22 protein-coding genes are annotated in these 17,241 nt (G+C 71.7%); 7 read left to right on the top strand and 15 right to left on the bottom strand.

Annotated features, from left to right (window positions below; translation table 11 throughout):
- Positions 1–37: 37 nt before the first annotated feature.
- A complete protein-coding gene (locus J7E97_RS19685) occupies positions 38–205 on the bottom strand; it encodes a CsbD family protein (protein ID WP_215028868.1) in 168 nt (55 codons plus the stop codon).
- Between the two features lie 245 nt (positions 206–450).
- Between J7E97_RS19685 and J7E97_RS19680 the strand changes: the two genes are divergently transcribed.
- The 3 genes from J7E97_RS19680 (at position 451) to J7E97_RS19670 (ending at position 2,696) form a co-directional block, all read left to right on the top strand.
- Positions 451–942, top strand: coding sequence for a flavin reductase family protein (locus tag J7E97_RS19680; protein ID WP_215028865.1), 492 nt, complete (start codon positions 451–453; stop codon positions 940–942).
- Between the two features lie 43 nt (positions 943–985).
- Positions 986–1,951, top strand: a complete 966-nt coding sequence (locus J7E97_RS19675; protein ID WP_215028862.1) for an LLM class F420-dependent oxidoreductase — start codon at positions 986–988, stop codon at positions 1,949–1,951.
- 79 nt (positions 1,952–2,030) lie between these two features.
- Positions 2,031–2,696 carry an HAD family hydrolase gene (locus tag J7E97_RS19670; protein ID WP_215028859.1) on the top strand — a complete coding sequence of 222 codons (666 nt, stop codon included), beginning with the start codon at positions 2,031–2,033 and terminating at the stop codon, positions 2,694–2,696.
- A gap of 127 nt (positions 2,697–2,823) precedes the next feature.
- Here J7E97_RS19670 and J7E97_RS19665 read toward each other — a convergent pair whose 3' ends face one another.
- From J7E97_RS19665 to J7E97_RS19635, 7 genes are all read right to left on the bottom strand, one after another.
- Positions 2,824–3,057 carry a DUF6213 family protein gene (locus J7E97_RS19665; protein WP_215028856.1) on the bottom strand — a complete coding sequence of 78 codons (234 nt, stop codon included), beginning with the start codon at positions 3,055–3,057 and terminating at the stop codon, positions 2,824–2,826.
- 170 nt (positions 3,058–3,227) lie between these two features.
- Positions 3,228–3,383, bottom strand: coding sequence for a DUF6131 family protein (locus tag J7E97_RS19660; RefSeq protein WP_215028853.1), 156 nt, complete (start codon positions 3,381–3,383; stop codon positions 3,228–3,230).
- Between the two features lie 71 nt (positions 3,384–3,454).
- A complete protein-coding gene (locus tag J7E97_RS19655; protein WP_215028850.1) occupies positions 3,455–3,808 on the bottom strand; it encodes a PRC-barrel domain containing protein in 354 nt (117 codons plus the stop codon).
- An 80-nt stretch (positions 3,809–3,888) separates the two neighbouring features.
- Positions 3,889–4,641, bottom strand: a complete 753-nt coding sequence (locus tag J7E97_RS19650) for a metallophosphoesterase (protein ID WP_215028847.1) — start codon at positions 4,639–4,641, stop codon at positions 3,889–3,891.
- Entirely contained in the window at positions 4,638–4,892 is a 255-nt protein-coding gene (locus J7E97_RS19645; protein WP_215028844.1) for a hypothetical protein, read from the bottom strand. The genes J7E97_RS19650 and J7E97_RS19645 overlap by 4 nt, the downstream gene beginning before the upstream one ends.
- A complete protein-coding gene (locus tag J7E97_RS19640) occupies positions 4,889–5,590 on the bottom strand; it encodes a nucleotidyltransferase family protein (protein WP_215028841.1) in 702 nt (233 codons plus the stop codon). Before J7E97_RS19640 ends, J7E97_RS19645 begins: the two co-directional genes overlap by 4 nt.
- Positions 5,591–5,683: 93 nt before the next feature.
- On the bottom strand, positions 5,684–6,703 hold the full coding sequence (locus J7E97_RS19635) for a Ku protein (RefSeq protein WP_215028838.1): 1,020 nt from the start codon (positions 6,701–6,703) through the stop codon (positions 5,684–5,686).
- 179 nt (positions 6,704–6,882) lie between these two features.
- On the opposite strand from J7E97_RS19635, the gene J7E97_RS19630 reads away from it, so the two are divergent.
- From J7E97_RS19630 to J7E97_RS19620, 3 genes are all read left to right on the top strand, one after another.
- A complete protein-coding gene (locus tag J7E97_RS19630; RefSeq protein WP_215028835.1) occupies positions 6,883–7,038 on the top strand; it encodes a hypothetical protein in 156 nt (51 codons plus the stop codon).
- Between the two features lie 181 nt (positions 7,039–7,219).
- Positions 7,220–8,068 carry a VOC family protein gene (locus J7E97_RS19625; RefSeq protein ID WP_215028832.1) on the top strand — a complete coding sequence of 283 codons (849 nt, stop codon included), beginning with the start codon at positions 7,220–7,222 and terminating at the stop codon, positions 8,066–8,068.
- 174 nt (positions 8,069–8,242) lie between these two features.
- Complete coding sequence (locus tag J7E97_RS19620; protein WP_215028829.1) at positions 8,243–8,728, top strand: DUF6328 family protein; 486 nt, start codon at positions 8,243–8,245, stop codon at positions 8,726–8,728.
- A gap of 71 nt (positions 8,729–8,799) precedes the next feature.
- On the opposite strand, the gene J7E97_RS19615 is transcribed toward J7E97_RS19620, so the two are convergent.
- Both J7E97_RS19615 and J7E97_RS19610 read right to left on the bottom strand, forming a co-directional pair.
- Complete coding sequence (locus J7E97_RS19615) at positions 8,800–9,060, bottom strand: hypothetical protein (RefSeq protein ID WP_215028826.1); 261 nt, start codon at positions 9,058–9,060, stop codon at positions 8,800–8,802.
- Between the two features lie 209 nt (positions 9,061–9,269).
- Positions 9,270–10,622, bottom strand: coding sequence for a tetratricopeptide repeat protein (locus J7E97_RS19610; RefSeq protein WP_215028822.1), 1,353 nt, complete (start codon positions 10,620–10,622; stop codon positions 9,270–9,272).
- Positions 10,623–10,761: 139 nt separating this feature from the next.
- On the opposite strand from J7E97_RS19610, the gene J7E97_RS19605 reads away from it, so the two are divergent.
- A complete protein-coding gene (locus J7E97_RS19605) occupies positions 10,762–12,117 on the top strand; it encodes a M64 family metallopeptidase (protein WP_215028820.1) in 1,356 nt (451 codons plus the stop codon).
- Between the two features lie 138 nt (positions 12,118–12,255).
- On the opposite strand, the gene J7E97_RS19600 is transcribed toward J7E97_RS19605, so the two are convergent.
- The 5 genes from J7E97_RS19600 to J7E97_RS19580 all read right to left on the bottom strand — a co-directional run bounded on the left by J7E97_RS19600 (position 12,256) and on the right by J7E97_RS19580 (position 17,167).
- Positions 12,256–13,518, bottom strand: a complete 1,263-nt coding sequence (locus tag J7E97_RS19600) for an ABC transporter substrate-binding protein (RefSeq protein ID WP_215028818.1) — start codon at positions 13,516–13,518, stop codon at positions 12,256–12,258.
- Positions 13,515–14,594: a branched-chain amino acid ABC transporter permease gene (locus J7E97_RS19595; RefSeq protein ID WP_308346593.1), complete on the bottom strand. Its 1,080-nt coding sequence runs from the start codon at positions 14,592–14,594 to the stop codon at positions 13,515–13,517. The genes J7E97_RS19600 and J7E97_RS19595 overlap by 4 nt, the downstream gene beginning before the upstream one ends.
- Positions 14,595–14,691: 97 nt before the next feature.
- The gene (locus J7E97_RS19590) at positions 14,692–15,582 is read right to left on the bottom strand and encodes a branched-chain amino acid ABC transporter permease (RefSeq protein ID WP_215028814.1); all 891 of its coding nucleotides are present in this window, start codon (positions 15,580–15,582) and stop codon (positions 14,692–14,694) included.
- Entirely contained in the window at positions 15,579–16,373 is a 795-nt protein-coding gene (locus J7E97_RS19585) for an ABC transporter ATP-binding protein (protein ID WP_215028811.1), read from the bottom strand. Before J7E97_RS19585 ends, J7E97_RS19590 begins: the two co-directional genes overlap by 4 nt.
- Complete coding sequence (locus J7E97_RS19580) at positions 16,370–17,167, bottom strand: ABC transporter ATP-binding protein (protein WP_215028809.1); 798 nt, start codon at positions 17,165–17,167, stop codon at positions 16,370–16,372. Before J7E97_RS19580 ends, J7E97_RS19585 begins: the two co-directional genes overlap by 4 nt.
- Positions 17,168–17,241: the final 74 nt, after the last annotated feature.

The raw sequence follows: 17,241 nt of genomic DNA, 5'->3' as shown, positions 1-17,241 counted from the left end.
GTGGCGCGGATCGCGCCGGGTGGATCACCAGACCGGGTCAGCGCTTCTTCATCTTCTCCGCGGTCTTCGAGGTCATCTCCTCGGCCTTGCCGCCCATCTGCTCGGCACTGCCTTCCGCCTCCATGCGCTTGTTGTCCGTCGCGCTGCCGGCGGTCTCCTTCATCTTGCCCTTGACCTGCTTCGCCTTTGCCTTTGCCTTGCTCATGACGAGGTGGTTCCTTCCGGGGGAGGGTTGCTGCTGCCCACCATGCGTCAGCGGACGGCAGCTCGCAATATGTCCGCAATGTTCGGTTGGTGGTTCGATTCCTGCGGCTGACGGTTCTGCGCCTGCCCGGCCCGTCGGCGTGCAAGCGGCCCCGCGGCCCGATTGCACGCCCATGGCCCGGGTAGCCGCCAGAGGACGCCGGCACTCCTCGGGCGCCGGACCCCAGCGACCTACGGAGAGCCGTCATGACCGACCTGGGTGACTTCGCCGCTGTGCTCGACGGCCCGATGTACGTCGTCACCGTCGAGGCCGAAGGTGAGCGGGCGGGCTGCCTGGTGGGGTTCGCCTCGCAGTGCTCGATCCACCCGCCCCGCTTCGTGGTCTGGCTGTCCGTCGCCAACCACACCTACCGGGTCGCGCGCGAAGCCTCGTACCTGACCGTGCACGCGCTGAGCCGTGGGCAGCGGGAGCTCGCCGAGATCTTCGGCGGAGAGACGGGCGACCGGGTGGACAAGTTCGCGCGCGCCGACTGGCGTCCGGGTGGGCTGGGAGGCCCGGTGCTGACCGAGGTCCGGACCTGGTTCACGGGCCGGATCGAGGGGCGGCTGGAGGGCGGAGACCACATGGGTTTCCTCCTCGCGCCCATCGAGGGATCCGGGCCCGCGGAGGGCGCGGCGGCGCCCGAGACGCTCCGGTACGGCGACGTGCGGGATCTGGAACCCGGCCACCCCGCCTGACCCGCCACCGTTTCAACGGGCTGATTGTGGCTAGGCGCCCGACATGATGCGAATCGGATACACCATGATGACCGAGCAAGCCGGGCCGCGTGACCTCGTGAACCACGTGGTGGGAGCGGAACGGGCGGGCTTCGACTTCTCCGTCATCTCGGACCACTTCTTCCCCTGGCTCGACTCCCAAGGGCACGCCCCCTACGCGTGGAGCGTCCTCGGCGCGGCCGCGCAGGCCACCACGCGGATCCCGCTGATGACGTACGTGACCTGCCCGACGTTCCGCTACCACCCCGCGGTGATCGCCCAGAAGGCGGCCACGATGCAACTGCTCTGCGAAGGCCGGTTCCGGCTGGGCCTCGGTTCGGGCGAGAACCTCAACGAGCACGTCGTGGGCGGCGGCTGGCCCGCCGCCCCCGTCCGCCTGGAGATGTTGGAGGAAGCGGTCGGAATCATCCGGGCCCTCCTCGCCGGGGACCACGTCAGCCACCACGGCGCCCACTTCGACGTCGAGAACGCCAAGATCTGGGACCTCCCCGACGAGCCGCCGCCCATTGGGATCGCCGCCTCCGGCGACCGCTCCTGCGGGATCGCGGGCCGCTACGGAGACCTCCTCATCGCCGTCGAGCCGAAGCGCGAGCTCGTGACGTCGTTCGAAGCCCAGGGCGGCGAGGGCAAGCCGCGCATCGGCCAGCTGCCCGTCTCCTTCGGCACCGACCGCGGCGCGGCGGTGGCACGGGCCCACGACCAGTTCCGCTGGTCGCTCGGCGGCTGGCAGGTCAACGCCGAACTCCCCGGCCCTGCGGGCTTCGCCCGGGCCACGCAGTTCACGCGGCCCGAGGACGTCGCCGACACCATCCCGTGCGGAGACGACGTGGACGCGTTCGTGGACGCGGCACGCCCCTTCGCGGACGCCGGATTCACCGAGCTCGCCCTGGTCCAGGTGGGCGGCGACCAGCAGGAACCCTTCCTCGACTGGGCCGAGGCGAAGCTGTTGCCCGCCCTGCGTGAACTCTGAGCCGCGGCGGGCGTGCGAGGAGTGGCGGCAGGGTAGCCGCCCCACAGGTTCCAGTGATCGACAGACCCAGGGAGTGATCATGCCCCGCGCCGCGCTCTTCGACGTCGACGGCACCCTCACCGACACCAACCACCTGCACGTCACCTGTTGGTGGGAGGCGCTCCGGCAAGCCGGCCACGAGGTCGCGATGCACGACATCCACCGCGCGATCGGCCTGCAGGGAGAGGACCTGCTCGCCCACCTGCTGGGCGACCAGCGCGACACGAGCGAGGACGAGACGCTCAGCGCGGCCCACGCCACCCTGTACGGCACCTACTTCGACCGGCTGCCGAGCCTTGACGCGGCGGCCGAGCTGCTGCGCGAACTGGCCCGGCGCGACTGGCGCGTCGTCCTCGTGACCTCCGCCAAGGAAGCCGAACTGGGCGCCCTGCGCAAGGCCATCGGCGCCGACGACGCCATCACCGCGGCGGCGAGCTCCGGCGACGTCGACGAGGGCAAGCCCGCACCCGACCCGGTGCGCCACGCACTCGATCTGGCCGGGGCGCGCGCGAGCGGGGCCGTATTCGTCGGCGACACCGTCTGGGACATGCGGGCGGGCGCCCGTGCCGACGTCTCCTGTGTGGGGCTGCTCTGCGGCGGCATCCCGCGCGCCGATCTCGAAGAGGCCGGGGCGCGCGCCGTCTACCGGGACCCCGCCGACCTGCTCGCCCACCTCGACCACAGCCCCTTCGCGGCCGTCGGCTGATCACGATCGGGGCTGATCACGGTCGGGCAGGCCGACGAGCGCGCATAGCGCCGGTGCGACGCCGGGTCGCTTGGCTCCGCCTCGCCACGGCCCAGCGGTCCAGCGGTCCAGCGGTCCAGCGTCGCATCTAGCTCTTCGGGGCGGACGCGAATCCGATGCACTCGACGTCGATCTGATCGGCGAGCTCTGTCATCACGCGCGCCAAGTCCTGGACGGTCTCTTCGTCGGCTCGCATGTCTCCGGAGTCCGTTGATTCCACCCAGTCTGCCGCGAGGCGGCGTAGCAGGCCGGTGACGTGGTCGGCGGGGATCAGCAGTGCGCCGTCGTCCGCAGGGATCAGCGGAATGGATACCTGGATCATGCAACCGCCTCCCTGAGCAGCGTCCGTGGTGTCACGGGAGCGGTTACCCGCTCGACCGGGTGGCAACCGTGGGGCTGGTGGCGCGTATTTCGGCGGGGGCCGGCCGGGCCGCCGCGGGCATGGGCGAGCCGGCGGAGGAGTTCCGCCGGCTCGACCCGGGCGCGGTACGCCTACCAGTAATGGCGCCGTCCTCCCACCGCATGTCCGACGGAGCCGAGGATCCAGAGGACGACGCCGATGACGACCAGGATGATCCCGATGGTCCACAGGATGGAGATTCCGAGGATGTAGCCGACGATCAATAGGACGATTCCGAGTGCGATCATGATGTTCTCCGATCTCGCAAGCCGCTTATGCCCCGTTTATGCGTCGGAATGCATGCCGTGGCTCGGCGGTCTTACATGTGGGGCTGGTTGTAGTACCGGGCGAACTGCTCCAGATAGGTGGGCTCGCCGCCGTACTTGGCCTCGTCGAACTCGGGGGCGTTCTTGATCTGGTCCTTGCTCCGGTTGACGTAGACCTTCTGCTCGGCCGTGTCGATGCGCGTGATGGTGCCGGCCGGGAGCAATACGTGCTTGCCGAAGATCCAGACACCGGTGTCGACGACGAGGTGGGACGCGCCGACGACCTCCGAGTGCTTGTCGATCTTCCCGATGCCCCCGTCGGTGGCCTCGACCTTGTAGCCGACGAGGTCGATACCGCGCCGGTAGCCCGTGTTCTCCTGGTGGCCCCAGATTTCTTCCTCGCTCATGGCTCACGCCTTTCTGTGCTCGGGCGTCTCCCCACAAAGAGCACCGGTACGCATGGCGACGGAGCGTCCGGGCCCCTCGATCACCCCTGGTCACCCGCGGTCACCGTGGCGGTGGGGGAGAGGTGGTAGACGGCGAAGGCCTGGTCTATGACGGCCATCGCCACGTTGCGGACATGCACGCCGCCCGGCGTCATGCCGTGTTCCGTGCCGAGGTGGGCGTGCCCGTGCACGGCGAAATCCGCTCCGGCCGCGTCCATGGCCTCCGCCAGGTGGTAGCTGCCGAGGAAGGGGAAGATCTCGGGCGGCTCGCCGGCGAGGGTGTCCGGCACGGGCGCGTAGTGCGTGAGTGCGATGCGCAGCGTGCTGCCGCCGTCGTGGAGCGAGCGCAGCGCGTTCCCCAGTCCTTCGGCGCAGGCGCGGCTGTGGCGCATGAACGCCTTCATCTCCGGTTCGCCGAACTCGCTGCCGCTGCGGCCGGCGAAGCCTCCGCAGAAGCCCTTGGTCCCCGCGACGCCGACCCTCGTGCCCGCGAGATCGAGCACGACCGCGTCGCCCTCCAGGACGTGCACGCCCGCGTCGGTCAGCTCCCGGGTGACGGCCTCCTCCTGGTCGCTCTGGTAATCGTGGTTCCCGAGTACGGCGACCACCGGCACCGGCAGTCCGGCCACCTCGCCGGCCACCACCCGGGCCTCCCGCGCGGTGCCGTGCCGGGTCAGGTCTCCGGCCAGGAGCAGCAGGTCCGCGCAGTCGCCGAGGGTGTCGAAGGCGGGCCGCAGCAGTCCGGCGCTGTCCGGGCCGAGGTGGATGTCGCCCACCGCCGCCACGCGGATCACGACAGCTCCTCGGAATGGTCGGGCGTGCCGTGGCGGCTCACCGTGAGATCCGCGTACCAGTCCATGCCCGCCAGCTCCTCGCCGGCGATCCGCAGGACGGCATCGCGGCACTTCTCGTCGCCGACGCGACCCCGGACGACGGCCCGCGCGCCGCGCGTGTCGATCCGTACGCCGAGTTCGGCGATGTCCTCGCGGGCCAGCCGATCGCGCAGGTGCTCGATGCGGTACTCGATCCTCTCGGGGGATGTCATGGCCCGTCCTCCGTGCTTTCCTCGGGCTCGGCCGGGGGTTCTCCTTCCCCTGACCATGCCTCGCGATCGATGATGTGGAGCCGTTCGAGCAGGTGGAGGAAGGCGTCGGGCAGCGGCGAGGAGCGGTGGGTCCGGTCCAGTCGCTCCCAGTCGATCTGCTCGCGCAGCATCCGGGCCATGGGCAACAGGTCGCCGAAGTCGCAATAGTGCTCGCAGAGGGCGGAGAGGCGGCTCTCCATGAGGTCGGTCGGAGCGAGGACCGGCATCCACACCGAGTCCACCGCCTTGACGCTCGCCCGCTCCAGGAGTTCCGTGCTCACGGGACGCCGGGCCAGTTCGAAGATCAGATCGATCTCCTCTCCGCCCGAGCGGCCCTTGACCAGCCAGTCCTCCGGGGCGCGGCGCATCGCGATGCCGCCGTCCTCCAGGGCCTTGACCACCGCGTCGGCGTCCTCGGGACGCACGCAGAAGTCCGTGTCGTGCTGGAAGCGGGCCGGCAGCCCGTGGGCGAAGGCCGCCACGCTGCCGGCGAGCGCGAAGGGCAGTCCGGACCCCTTCAACAGCGCCGCCACGTGCTTGGTGGTCTCGAGGATCGCCTGGGTGTGGTCCCTGGGCAGCGGGCCGTCGTTCGGCGCGGGGCCGCTCAGGTGCTCGGGCGGGGACGTTCCCCCCGGGGTCTGGAGGCTGGGACGGATCACGGAGTGCCTCCGGCTGCTCGGCCGACGACTTCGGGCATGGAGCGCGTAACCCGTACGGGGCCGCCGAAACCTCGCGGCCCCGAGGAGTACGGATCAGGCGGCGGCGGCGCTCGTGGCGGCCTCGGTGAGCGCCTCGACGAGTTGGTCGTGCGTCATGGCGGAACGGCCCGGGACTTTCGCCGCGGTGGCCCTCTTGTACAGCTCGGCCTTGGTCAGCCCGTGCAGGTCCTCGCGCCCGGGGGCGCCGATCCGCTTCATCGCCGCGGCCCCGCGCTGCTGGGTCTTCCTGTGGTGTCCCGCCGCGGTGGCGTCCGCCTTCTCGCGCGTGTCCTTCGGGCTGCGTGCCCGCTCGACGCTGGCGCGGAGGGCTTCCGCGAGGTCGACCACGCCCGTGGGCTCGGCCGGCGGTTCGGCCTTCTCCACGCTCGCCCCGCTCCGTTTCGCCTCGATGAGGGCGGTGACCTTGTCCCGGAAGGTGTCGTGGAAGTCCTCGGGCTTCCACGGCATGCTGAGCGCGTCGATGAGCTGCTCGGCCATCCGGACTTCCTTCGCCGAAGTCCGCGCCTTGCCCGGCAGGGAACCGATCTCCTTGCGGGGGTCGCGGATCTCGTCGGCCCAGTGCAGGGTGTGGCAGGTGAGCAGCCCCTCCTCGGCCTTGACCGCGACGAGGTACTCGCGCTGGCGCATGACGAACGTCGCGATGCCCGTCTTTCCGGCCTTGTCGAGGGCTTGCTCCAGGAGGCCGTACACCTTGCCGTACTCCTTGCCCCGGGGCGCGAGGTAGTAGGCCTTGTCGAAGAAGATCGGGTCGACGTCGTCGAGGTCCACGAATCCGGCGATGTCCAGGACCTGCGAGCGCCCGGGGGCGATCTCGTCCAGCTCCTCGGGCTCGATGAGGACGTACTCGTCGCCGGCGTCGTAGCCCTTCACGATGTCGGAGAGGTCGACCTCGTCCCCGGTGCGTTCGTTGACCCGTCTGTTGCGGATCCGATCGGAGGTGCCGCGCTGGAGCTGGTGGAAGTGGATCGTGTGGCTGTCGGTGGCCGTGTAGAGGCCGACGGGCAGGCTGACCAGGCCGAAGCTCAGGACTCCCGCCCAGACCGGACGTGCCATCCCACTCACCGTCCTTCCACGAGACCCCGCGGTCGAGCCTGCCCGAGCCGGTGAAGATCACTCGTCCGCACGTCGTCGCGGGCGCGCGTGCTCCCCGGCGCCGGACGGCGTGGTTCGGGCGGACGTGAGCGGGCAGGCGGAACGGCGAGAGCAACCGTCCGAGCAAGCCAGGACTCGCCATGACGAACGTGAACGGGAACACGTACTCGTACCCCTTCCCCGGTGAACCCCACACGCCGAGGCCGATTCCCACGCCCCTCCCCGAACCGGAGCCGCCGCACCCGGGGCCGGACCCGCTGCCCGAGCCCGAACCGGAGCCCGGCCCGGTCGCCTGAGCGCGCAGGGCGCGGCCCGCCGGCACTCGGGGGGTGGCCCTGCGCGCCCCGTGCCATGCGGGTGGCCCACGTAGACGGGCAGGACGCCGATCAGGCCCCCGGTCGGGTGAACGGGCCGGGGGCGGACGCCCCGAGGGGTCTACGGTGGAGAGGTCATGTCCGGAATGTGCACGTACGGCGGATGAGGTGGGCAGTCGTGTCGACGTCGAGCCACGAGGTGTTCGGTGCGCCGTGCTGGGTGAGTCTCACGGCCCGGGACCTTGCCGCCGCCGAGCGGTTCTACGCCGCCGTCCTGGGCTGGGAATTCCGCCGTACGCGACTCGGGGAGGGATTCTCGGTGGCCTTCCGGGGCAGTGCTCCCGTCGCGGGCATCGGCGCGGTGGCCGGGCGTTTCGGCATGCCGGTCGCCTGGACGCCGTACTTCGCCGTCGAGGACGCCGACGTCACCGCGGGGCGGATCCGGGAACGGGGCGCGACCATGGGGGTCGGCCCCCTCGCCTTCGGCACCGGACGCGCGGGTCTGGCCGCGGACCCCGCCGGGGCCGCCTTCGGGTTCTGGCAGGGTGAGGTCATTCCCGACTGGACGGCGGGCCGCGAAGGCGCGCCGGTGTGGCTGGAGCTGCGGACGCGGGACGCTTTCGCCGCGGCGATCTTCTACGGCGAGGTCCTCGGCTGGGCCGGGGAGGAGCCGGGCTGCTGCACGGTGTCGTACGAGCACGACCACGTCGTCCTGCGCCACCACCGCGACACCGTCGCCCGCATCAGCGGCGGAGCCCTCGAAGAGGATCCCGACCCGCAGGTCCGGCCCCGCTGGCACGTCCACTTCGTCGTGCCCGACCTGGAGGCGGCCGCCGAGGCCGCCACCCGTATGGGCGGCAGGATCGCCTCCGCCGTCGAAACCTCCAGCGTCAGCCGCTGGATGGTGCTCGCCGACGCCGAGGGCGCGCTCTTCACGGTGGTCGCACCCCAGGACGCCTCGGCCGAGGCGGTTCGTCGTGCGGCCGCTCGGGCGGAGTCTCCGGAGGGGTGAGGAATCTCCGGAGGTGCCTCGGGAGGCACCTCGGGAGGCACCCCGGGAGGAGTGAGGGCGGCGACCGGCGGCGCACACGGCTGCTCAGGGCCGACCGTCTCCGCCGGCGCAGGAGTATGGGCCCGGGACCGCGGGGTAAGCGCTGCGTGACGAGACGCTTCAGGGAGGCGCGGCATGCCGAGTGGTACCGGTGACGGCCGGGACGAGTCCGAGAAGGAACGCGCGGACCGGCAGTGGCAGGAACTCATCCAGGAGATCCGTGTCGCCCAGACGGGAGTCCAGGTCCTGTTCGGATTCCTGCTCACGGTGGCCTTCACCCCCGTCTTCGCGGGGCTCGCGCAGACCGAGAAGACGATCTACGTCGTGACGGTGGTGCTGGGGTCGCTGGCGACGGGCGCGCTGATCGGGCCGGTCGCGTTCCACCGCATCGTCTCGGGCCGCCAGATCAAGCCCGAAGCGGTCGCGTGGGCCGCGCGGCTGACGTTCGCCGGGCTCGTCCTGCTCCTGGCGACGTGCACCGCGGCGCTCCTGCTCGTCCTGCGGGTCGCGGCCCCCAACGCCGTCGCCGTGTGGCTCGTGGGCGGAGTGCTCGCCTGGTACCTGCTCTGCTGGTTCGTGCTGCCCCTGTGGGCGCGGATCCGCTACACCGCCCAACGCTGACCGGCGCGGGGGCTGACCGTCCGCCCCCCCGATCGAACTCCCGTGTCATGCCAGGAAGGCATCCGTCCCGGTCAGGCGCGGTGGAAGAGGTCGTCGTCGTGGCGTTCCGGCCGGGGGGCGGGTGCGTGGGGGACTTCTCGGCCGTGTTGGAGCCACAGGCGTTCGACCGCGTCGTAGATGGGTGTGTCCGTCGGCGGGTCCGCTCCGCCCGGCGGCTGCCGCACGGTGCTGAAGGATCGTTCCTGCATAGGCTGCTCCCGCCGCCCGTGGTGGTCGACGACGCCCGTGATGTCCCCCGCCGGGGCGGGACAGGGATCGAACTTGTCGGGCACGGGGGTTCCTTCCACAGGCCGGCCATCAGGGCCATGCTCGCGCCCGAGGGGAAGCCGGGGAGGCGGAAAGGCTCCTTTGGGGACCCGACAGGGGTGCCTTCACAGGATGTTCGAACCGGCTCCCGCACGAGGAGTGCAGGCCGGGTGAAGCTATCGCGGCCACATCCGGTCATGCCGTCATGCCGTCATGCCGTCATGCCGTCATGCCGTCATGTCGTCCTGCCGGACGGCGGGAACGCCGGCGCCGCCGGTGCCGGCCCGAGGGTCGTGGTACCGGGAGCCGCCCGATGGCCCAGGCCCGTGCGGTACGCGTCCAAGGCGGCTTCGGTCCGACCGGTCCGCCGCAGCAGGTCGCCGAGGAGCCGGCACAGGTCGGCGAGGTCGCCGCTGGCTCCGCTGCGCTCCAGCAGGGCCAGGGCCCGTACGTAGTGCTCCTCGGCGGACTCGGGGTCGCCGCGCTCCTCGGCCATGAGCCCGAGGAGCCGGTGCGCACCGCCCGCGTGCACGGCACCGTGGCTCTCCCCCAGCTCCAGCAGCGCGGAGAGCAGCTCGGCGGCTTCGTCGTACCGGCCGAGCCGGCGCAGTACGTCGGCCAGCTCGACTTCCACCTGGGCGGTGTACAGGGCCGCGCGGCCGGCCGAGAGCATGTCGCGGGCCGTTCGCAACTCCCTTTCGGCGGCAGGGAGATCGCCGTTCTGGGCTTGTACGTAGCCCCGCATCCAGTGGCAGTGCGCGAGGTCGGTCCGCAGCTGCAGCTGCCCGTAGATCGCCTGCGCCTTGGCGAGGGAGGCGTCGGCGTCGGCCACGCGTCCCTCGGCGAGGAACGTCCGCGCGACCTGCCGGTGCATGCCCGCGACGAGGGCGGGGTCGTTGACCTGAGGTGCCAGTGACAGGGCGACCTCGGCGGCGTGGGCGGCCCGGGCGTGGGCGCCCATGTCGATGTACGGCCCGATGACCGCGGCGTAGAGCAGCACCAGCGCCTCCGGGTCGGCCAGCCCGCTCGTTCCCAGCTCGTCGATGGTGGATTCGAGCAGGTAGCAGGCGTATCGCAGTTCTCCGGCGAGCAGATGGGCGATGGCACGGCCGCGGATCGGGTGGGCGCGCCGGGGGAGCGGCTCGTCGGCGAGCAGCTGTTCGGCGGCTTCGAAGTGGCCGATGGCTTCGGTGAGTTCACCCGATTCCAGGGCGCAGTCACCGAGTCCGAGCAGCGCCACGGCCCGCTCCTCCTCGAGTCCGAACCGTTCCGCTTCCGCGAGGAGGCGCCGGTAGTGGACGGCGGCCTCGTCGGCCGCGCCGGCGGCCAGGGTCTGCTGGGCGTCGGTGAGGGCGAGGCGCAGTTCGGTGGCCAGGTGGGCGGGGCGCCCGGTGGTCAATTCCTCGTACGAGGTGCCGAGTCGGTCCGCGAGGAAGCGCAGCGCCGCCTCGGAGGGTCGGACCTTGCCCGACTCAAGCGTCGAGATGTAGGCCGGGGTGTAGGAGGGCTCCGCCAATTTGCGCTGCGTCAGCCCGAGTTCGGCCCGCATGCGCTGAACCCGGCGACCGATCTCGACCGGTTCGTCCATGGAATCCCCCTGGTTGCTCGAACTCCCCAGTATTCAGGGGGAGCGGGCCATTGCGCACCCGTCGTGCGCCCTTTAGCTTAAGCATCCGCTTCACTCCATTTACATGCTTGCTTAACTTCCTTGACCGGGAGGGGACTTCATGCGCCACGTCAGACGTCCAGCCGTTCGATCGGTCCTGCGCGCAGCCGTCGCGGCGGCCTGCGCGACGGCCGCGCTGCTGGCCGCCGGACCCGTACGGGCGGCCGAACCGACGCCCTCTGAACGCCGGGTGGAGGTGGAGATACCGGGGCCCGAGCAGGGCGGCGACGCAGGATCGGGCCATGCCCGCGTCCCTGCCGGCGGAACCGCCCAGACCGGCGCCCGGCTCTCCGCGGCCGACCGGGAGGCCGACGGCGAGGTCGCCAAGATCGTCGACAACGGTCCCACCGGCGACCGCCTGGACGTCGTGATCATCGGAGACGGCTACACCGCTGCCGAGTTGGCGAAGTTCCACACGGACGCCCGGACCAAGTGGGCCGAGGTGACGGCCGTGGAGCCGTACACCACCTACCGCAACCTCTTCAACGTCTGGACGGTCGACGCCGTCTCCCGCGAGTCGGGCGTCTCCGGAGACCCGGACGCGGCGACCGTCCGTGACACGGCCCTCGGCGCGTACTTCTGGTGCGGGGACATCGAGCGGCTGCTGTGCATAGACCAGCCCAAGGTCGACACCTACGTTGCGAAGGCGCCGGAAGCCGACCTGGTCATCGTCCTCGCCAACAGCGCCAAGTACGGCGGTGCGGGCTACAACGAGCCCAGCAGCACCCTCGGTTACGAGGGAATCTCCACGGCCTCCGCGGACAACGCCAAGTCCGGCCAGGTCGCCATCCACGAGACCGGCCATTCGCTCGGCAAACTCGCCGACGAGTACTTCTACCCCGGCGTCCCGGACTACGAGAAGTACACCGGCCCCGAGCCCGCGGAGTCGAACATCTCCACCCTGTCCGCCGACCGGATGGCCCGCCAACGGGCCAAGTGGTTCCGCTGGCTGGGAGAGCCCTCTGCGGACGGCGGCACGGTCGGCGCGTACGAGGGCGGCGGCTACTTCGTCACCGGGCTCCAGCGACCCACCGACAACTCGCTCATGAGGGTGCTGGGCAAGCCCTTCAACCTCCCCGGTGTGGAGTCGATGATCGCCGGCTTCTACCAGCACGCGAGGGTCGTCACTCCGCTCACCCCCACGGACCGCACGCTGCGCCTGCGGGACACCGCGAAGGCGGCCGTACCCCGGCTGACCGGCGCGGACGGACGCCAGCTCGTGGTCCGCTGGTACCTCGACGGACGCGAGCTGAGACACCTGGCCGGCCGCACCGAGGTGCGCGTCACCGACCTGTGGCTCTTCGGTCCCGGGACGCACCGGCTGTCGGTCACCGCCGAGGACCGCACCCCCTCGGTCCGCGACCCGAAGATCGCCCGCACGCTGCGCTCCAGTGCCGACTGGAACGTCCGACCGTAGGCACCGGCGTGGCCACGGCGTCGGCCTGGGCCTGGGCCTGGGCCTGGGCCTGGGCGCAAAGCCTTCGGACGTCATCGGGCACGGCGTCCGAAGGGCCTTGCCGCCGTGGGGTCGCGGGAGAGGGCCGGTACGGGATGCTCAGGGCGCGGGCGTGAACTTCTTCGCGGCGGGCGCCGCCGCGGCCTCCTTCACCACCTTCATCCCGCCCGGCACCGCGGCGTCGGGCTTCATGATCACGCTCTGGCGGGTGGAGGGTGCCTTCGGGTCCGAGAAGTCGTGGGTGATCCCGAAGCCGTTGTCGTAGGACTTCAGGCCCAAGAGCGCCGTGCGGATGCCCTCGCGGGTCAGGTCCTTGTCGGTGCACGCCTTCTTCAGCACCTCTCCGAACAGGGAGCCGGCGGTGAAGCCGGCCACCACGCCGTTGTCGAGACCGGCGTCCGGGTACTCCGCCTTGTACGCGGCCGCGAGCGCGGCCGGGCCCGCCTCGGTGGAGCCGATCGGCAGGGCGGAGGCGGCGACGTAGTAGTCCTTCTGCAGGGCCGCGCCCGCCGGGGTGGCCAGGAGCTGCGGTGAGAAGGCCGAGTTGTTGCCGACGATGGGGACGTTCCAGCCCCCGGCCGCCGCGACCCCGACGAGCGAGGCGGCCTGCCGGGGTCCGGCGCTGACGACGACGGCCTTGACCCCGGCCTGCTTGAGCGCGGCGACCTGGGCCGTCATGTCGTTGTCCGTCGGCTTGATCTTCTGCTCGACGACCGTCAGCCCGGCCTCCGCCGCCGCGGCCTTGGCCCCGCTGAGCGCGTTCTCGCCGTAGTCGCCCTCGAAGTAGACGTGCCCGATCTTGTCGCCCGCGGCGATCCGCTTCTCGTCGAGGAGGAAGCCGACGGCGTTGATGGTCTCCACGTCGTACGTCGCGCCCACCGTGCGGATGTAGGGACTGCCCAGCAGCGAGGCGGACCAGGCCTGCGGGATGACCAGGCCCTTGTCCTGGCCGTCGATCCGCTGTTTGACCGCGGCCACGAAGGGAGAACCGATGAACTGGGTGAAGCCCAGCACCGTGGGCTCCAGCTCGGTGTAGGCGGCGAGGGCCTTCTGCGGGTCGTAGCCGTGGTCGCGCACGGTCAGCTCGATCGTGCGGCCGCAGATGCCGCCGGCCGCGTTGGTCTGCTTCACCCACAGCTGCTGGGCCTGGGTGACGCTCTTGCCGAGCGAGGCGTAGACACCGGTCATGTCGGTGAGCGCGCCGAGCCGGATGGTCGTGTCGCTCACTCCGGCTCCGGCCTTGACCCCGCCCGCGCCGGGCTTGTCCCCGCCGTCGGTCTTGGCCTTGCTGCTGCACCCGGCGGCGCCGGTCAGGACGAGTGCGGCTGCCAGGGCCGCGGTACCGAGCCTTCTTCTGTTCACGTGCGCTCCTTCGAGGGTGTGGTGCGGGCCCGGAGCATCCGGGTGATGCCGGTGAGGCCGCCGGGCACGAACAGGACGACGACGACGACGGCCGCGCCGTAGAGGTAGCGGGAGGCCTCGCCCGGGGCGACCCCGCCCGAGCCGGGGGCGGACACCAGGGGGAGGGCGTCGCTGTACCGGGTGAGCAGCTGGGGCAACAGGGAGACGAAGGCGGCGCCGAGCACCGCGCCCGCGACCGTGCCCAGCCCGCCGATCACGATCATGGCGAGGTACTCCAGGGACAGGACCATGCCGAAGTAGTCCGGCACCGTGCGCTGGAAGACCAGGGCGAGCAGCACCCCGGCGAGTCCCGCGTACATGGACGACAGGACGAAGACGGCGGCCCGGTACCGGGCGACCGGAACTCCCATCACCCCCGCGGCGATGCTGTGGTCCCGCAGGGCGTTCATCGCCCGGCCGGGCCGGCCCCGCAGGACACCGCGCGCGAACAGGGCGCCGATGAGCAGGGCGGCGAGGGCGACGTACCAGAGCTTCTCGGCGGACTGGAAGGGGACCGCGGCGATGACGCTCTCGCTGTCGTCGAAGGTGACGCCGAAGACGGAAAGCGGTTCCACCGCACGGCCGTTGAAGCCGCCGGTGAGGCTGGTGGCGTTGAAGAGGAGGTGCTGCCCGATGAAGATCAGGGCGAGGGTCGCGATGCCGAGGTACGCGCCCCGCAAGCGTCCGGCGATGGGACTGAAGAGCCCGCCCGCCGCCCCGGCGAGGGCCACGGCGAGGATCGCGGCGAGCCAGCTGGGCAGGCCGAGCCCGACCAGCGTGTGGCCACCGGCCGTGCTGCCGTCCCCGGCGAGCGCGCAGTATCCGTACGCGCCGACGGCGAGGAAGAAGGCGTGGCCCATGGACAGTTGGCCGGTGGCGCCGGTGAGGAGGTTGAGTCCGATGGCTCCGACGGCGGCGGCCATGGCGAACAGCCCGGCCTGTAGCCAGAACCGGTCGAGGTAGAACGGCAGCGCGAGGAGCACCAGGCCCGCGGCGGCGACCGCCAGGTTCCGGGCCCGGAGCAGCCGCGGCCGGATCCCCGTACCGGGGGGCGGGGACGGGGAGGAGGAGTGGGCGGGGGAGTGGGCGGGCGAGGGCGAGGGCGCCTCGGTGTGCGGCGCGGGGCCGCGGATGTCAGACACGGGCGAGCTCCTTCGTACCGAAGAGTCCGGCCGGCCGGATCAGGAGGACCGCGACCATCACCACGTACGGGGCCAGGTCGCCGATGCCGCGGCCCAGGAAGGCCAACTGCCCCTGGTACCCGGTGGCCAGCGCCTCGGTGACTCCGACGATCAGGCCGCCGGCGAGCGCGCCGGTGGTGGAGTCCAGGCCGCCCAGGATCGCGGCGGGGAAGGCCTTGAAGGCGGCCAGGGAGGTGGCACGCTCCAGGCCGGGCGTGGGGAAGACGGTCAGGAAGAGCGCGGCGACGGCGGCCAGTGCCCCGGCCACCGCCCAGGCGGCGAGCGAGACCCGGCCCAGCCGCACGCCCATCAGCGCGGCGGTCTCCGGCTGTTCGGCGGCGGCGCGCATGGCAACGCCCCAGGAGGTGTGGCGGAAGACGAGCAGGAAGACGGTGATCAGCAGGCCGGCGGCGAGGATGGCGGCGATCCGGGTCTGGGGCACCGTCACGGGGCCGAGGTGCACGACCCGGTCGCCCCACGGGTCGCCGAGCGAGAGCACGTCGGTGCCGATGCGCCGTGTCAGGTCGGTGATGAGGAGGATGTCCACGCCGATGGTGACGATGGCCAGCACGCTCTGGTCCTGACCCCGGTAGCGGCGCATGACCAGGAACTCGATCGCCGCCCCGACCGCCGCGGCCGCCAGGGTGCCGGCCAGGAGGGCGGCCCAGAACCCGAGCTCCTCGTGCAGGGTCGCGGTGACGTACCCACCGGCCAGCAACAGGGACGCGTGGGCGAAGTTGACCACTTCGGTGGCCTTGAAGATGACGACGAAGCCCAGGGCGATCAGGGCGTACACGGAACCCATCGAGAGCCCGCCGAGGAGCAGTTCGAGGAAGGTGGTCATGCGGCCGGTTCCTCCTCGCCCAGGTACGCGCGCACCACCGCCGGGTCGTTCTGCACCTGCGCCGGAGTCCCGCCGCCGATGCGCCTTCCGAAGTCGAGCACGGTCACCGCGTCCGCGAGCCGCATCACCACCCCCATGTCGTGTTCGACCAGCACGATCGAGATGCCGAGTCCGTCCCGGACCCCCGCGATGACGGCCGCCGTGCGCTGCCGCTCGTCCGCGGTCATGCCGGCGACGGGCTCGTCGAGGAGCAGCAGCCGAGGCTCCATGCACAACGCCCGTGCCAGCTCGACGAGTTTCTGCTTCCCGTACGGGAGGGAGCCCGCGGGTGCCCGGAGATCATCCTCCAGCCCGACGAACTCGGCTATTTCCCGCACCCGTTCACGGTGCCGGCGCTCCTCGCGCGCGGCGGCGGGGAGCCGCAGTCCGGCGCTCAGGAACCCGGACCGCATCAGCCGGTGGCGGCCCAGCAGCAGGCTGTCGGCGACGGTGGTGTGCGGGGGCAGCGCCAGGTTCTGGAAGGTCCGGGCGATACCGAGGCCCGCGACGGCGTGCGGGGCGAGGCCGGTGAGCTCGGCGGCGCCGAACCGGACGCTGCCCGATGAGGCCCGGTACACCCCGGAGAGCACGTTGAAGCAGGTTGACTTGCCCGCTCCGTTGGGACCGATGACGGCATGGACGCTGCCGGGATCCACCGTGAACGAGACGGAGTCCAGGGCGGTCAGGCCGGCGAAGCGGACGGTGACACCGGTGACGGTGAGCGGCGGGGGAGGAGACCAGGACGCGCTCACGCCGACCACCTGCGCAGGACCCGCCGCACGCCGGCGGCCGCCGGCGCGGGCCCGGCCTCGTCGGTGATCCCGAGGTAGCGGCGGCGTACCTCGTCCGAGGCGGCCAACTCGGCGGCCGGGCCGTCGAGGGTCACCTCGCCGACCTCCAGGACGTAGGCGTGCGAGGACAGGCGCAGCGCCAGCGCGGCGTTCTGCTCGACGAGGAGGACCGAGGCGCCGGAGGCGTTGATCTCGGTGATGGTCTCCGCGATGGTGGCGGCCATCTTGGGAGCCAGCCCCAGCGTGGGCTCGTCGAGGAGCAGCAGCCGGGGCCGGGCCATCAGGGCCCGGCCGAGAGCGAGCATCTGCTGTTCGCCGCCCGACAGCAGACCCGCGCGCTGCCGCGCCCGCTGCGCCAGTACGGGGAACAGCTCGTGCACCCGGGCCAGCGAGCGGGCCACGTCGGCGCGGGACCCCGAGCGACCACCCAGCGCCCCCGACCGGAGGTTGTCCGCGACGCTCATCCGCGTGAACACCTTGCGCCCCTCGGGTACTTGTACGACCCCGGCCGCGACCACCCGGTCCGGGCCGAGCCCGTCCAGCGGCCGGCCGTCGAAGCTGATGGTCCCGTCCGTCACGGCGCCCCGGTGGAACGACAGCGTCCGGGACACTGCGCGCAGCAGCGTCGACTTCCCGGCGCCGTTCCCGCCGAGTACGACGACGACCGCGCCGGCGGGCACCTCGAGCGATACGGAGCGCAGCGCCCGGACCGGCCCGTAGCCGACGGACAGCGCGCGCACCTGAAGCGAAGCCACGTCCTCTCCTTCCTGTGGGCGGCCTTGTGCTGGCGCACACCCCAGCACCGGGCCGGGGCGGGCGTCCACGGCCG

Source organism: Streptomyces sp. ISL-66 (assembly GCF_018614135.1).
GTDB lineage: Bacteria > Actinomycetota > Actinomycetes > Streptomycetales > Streptomycetaceae > Streptomyces.
This window is presented reverse-complemented; position numbering and strand designations above follow the sequence as displayed.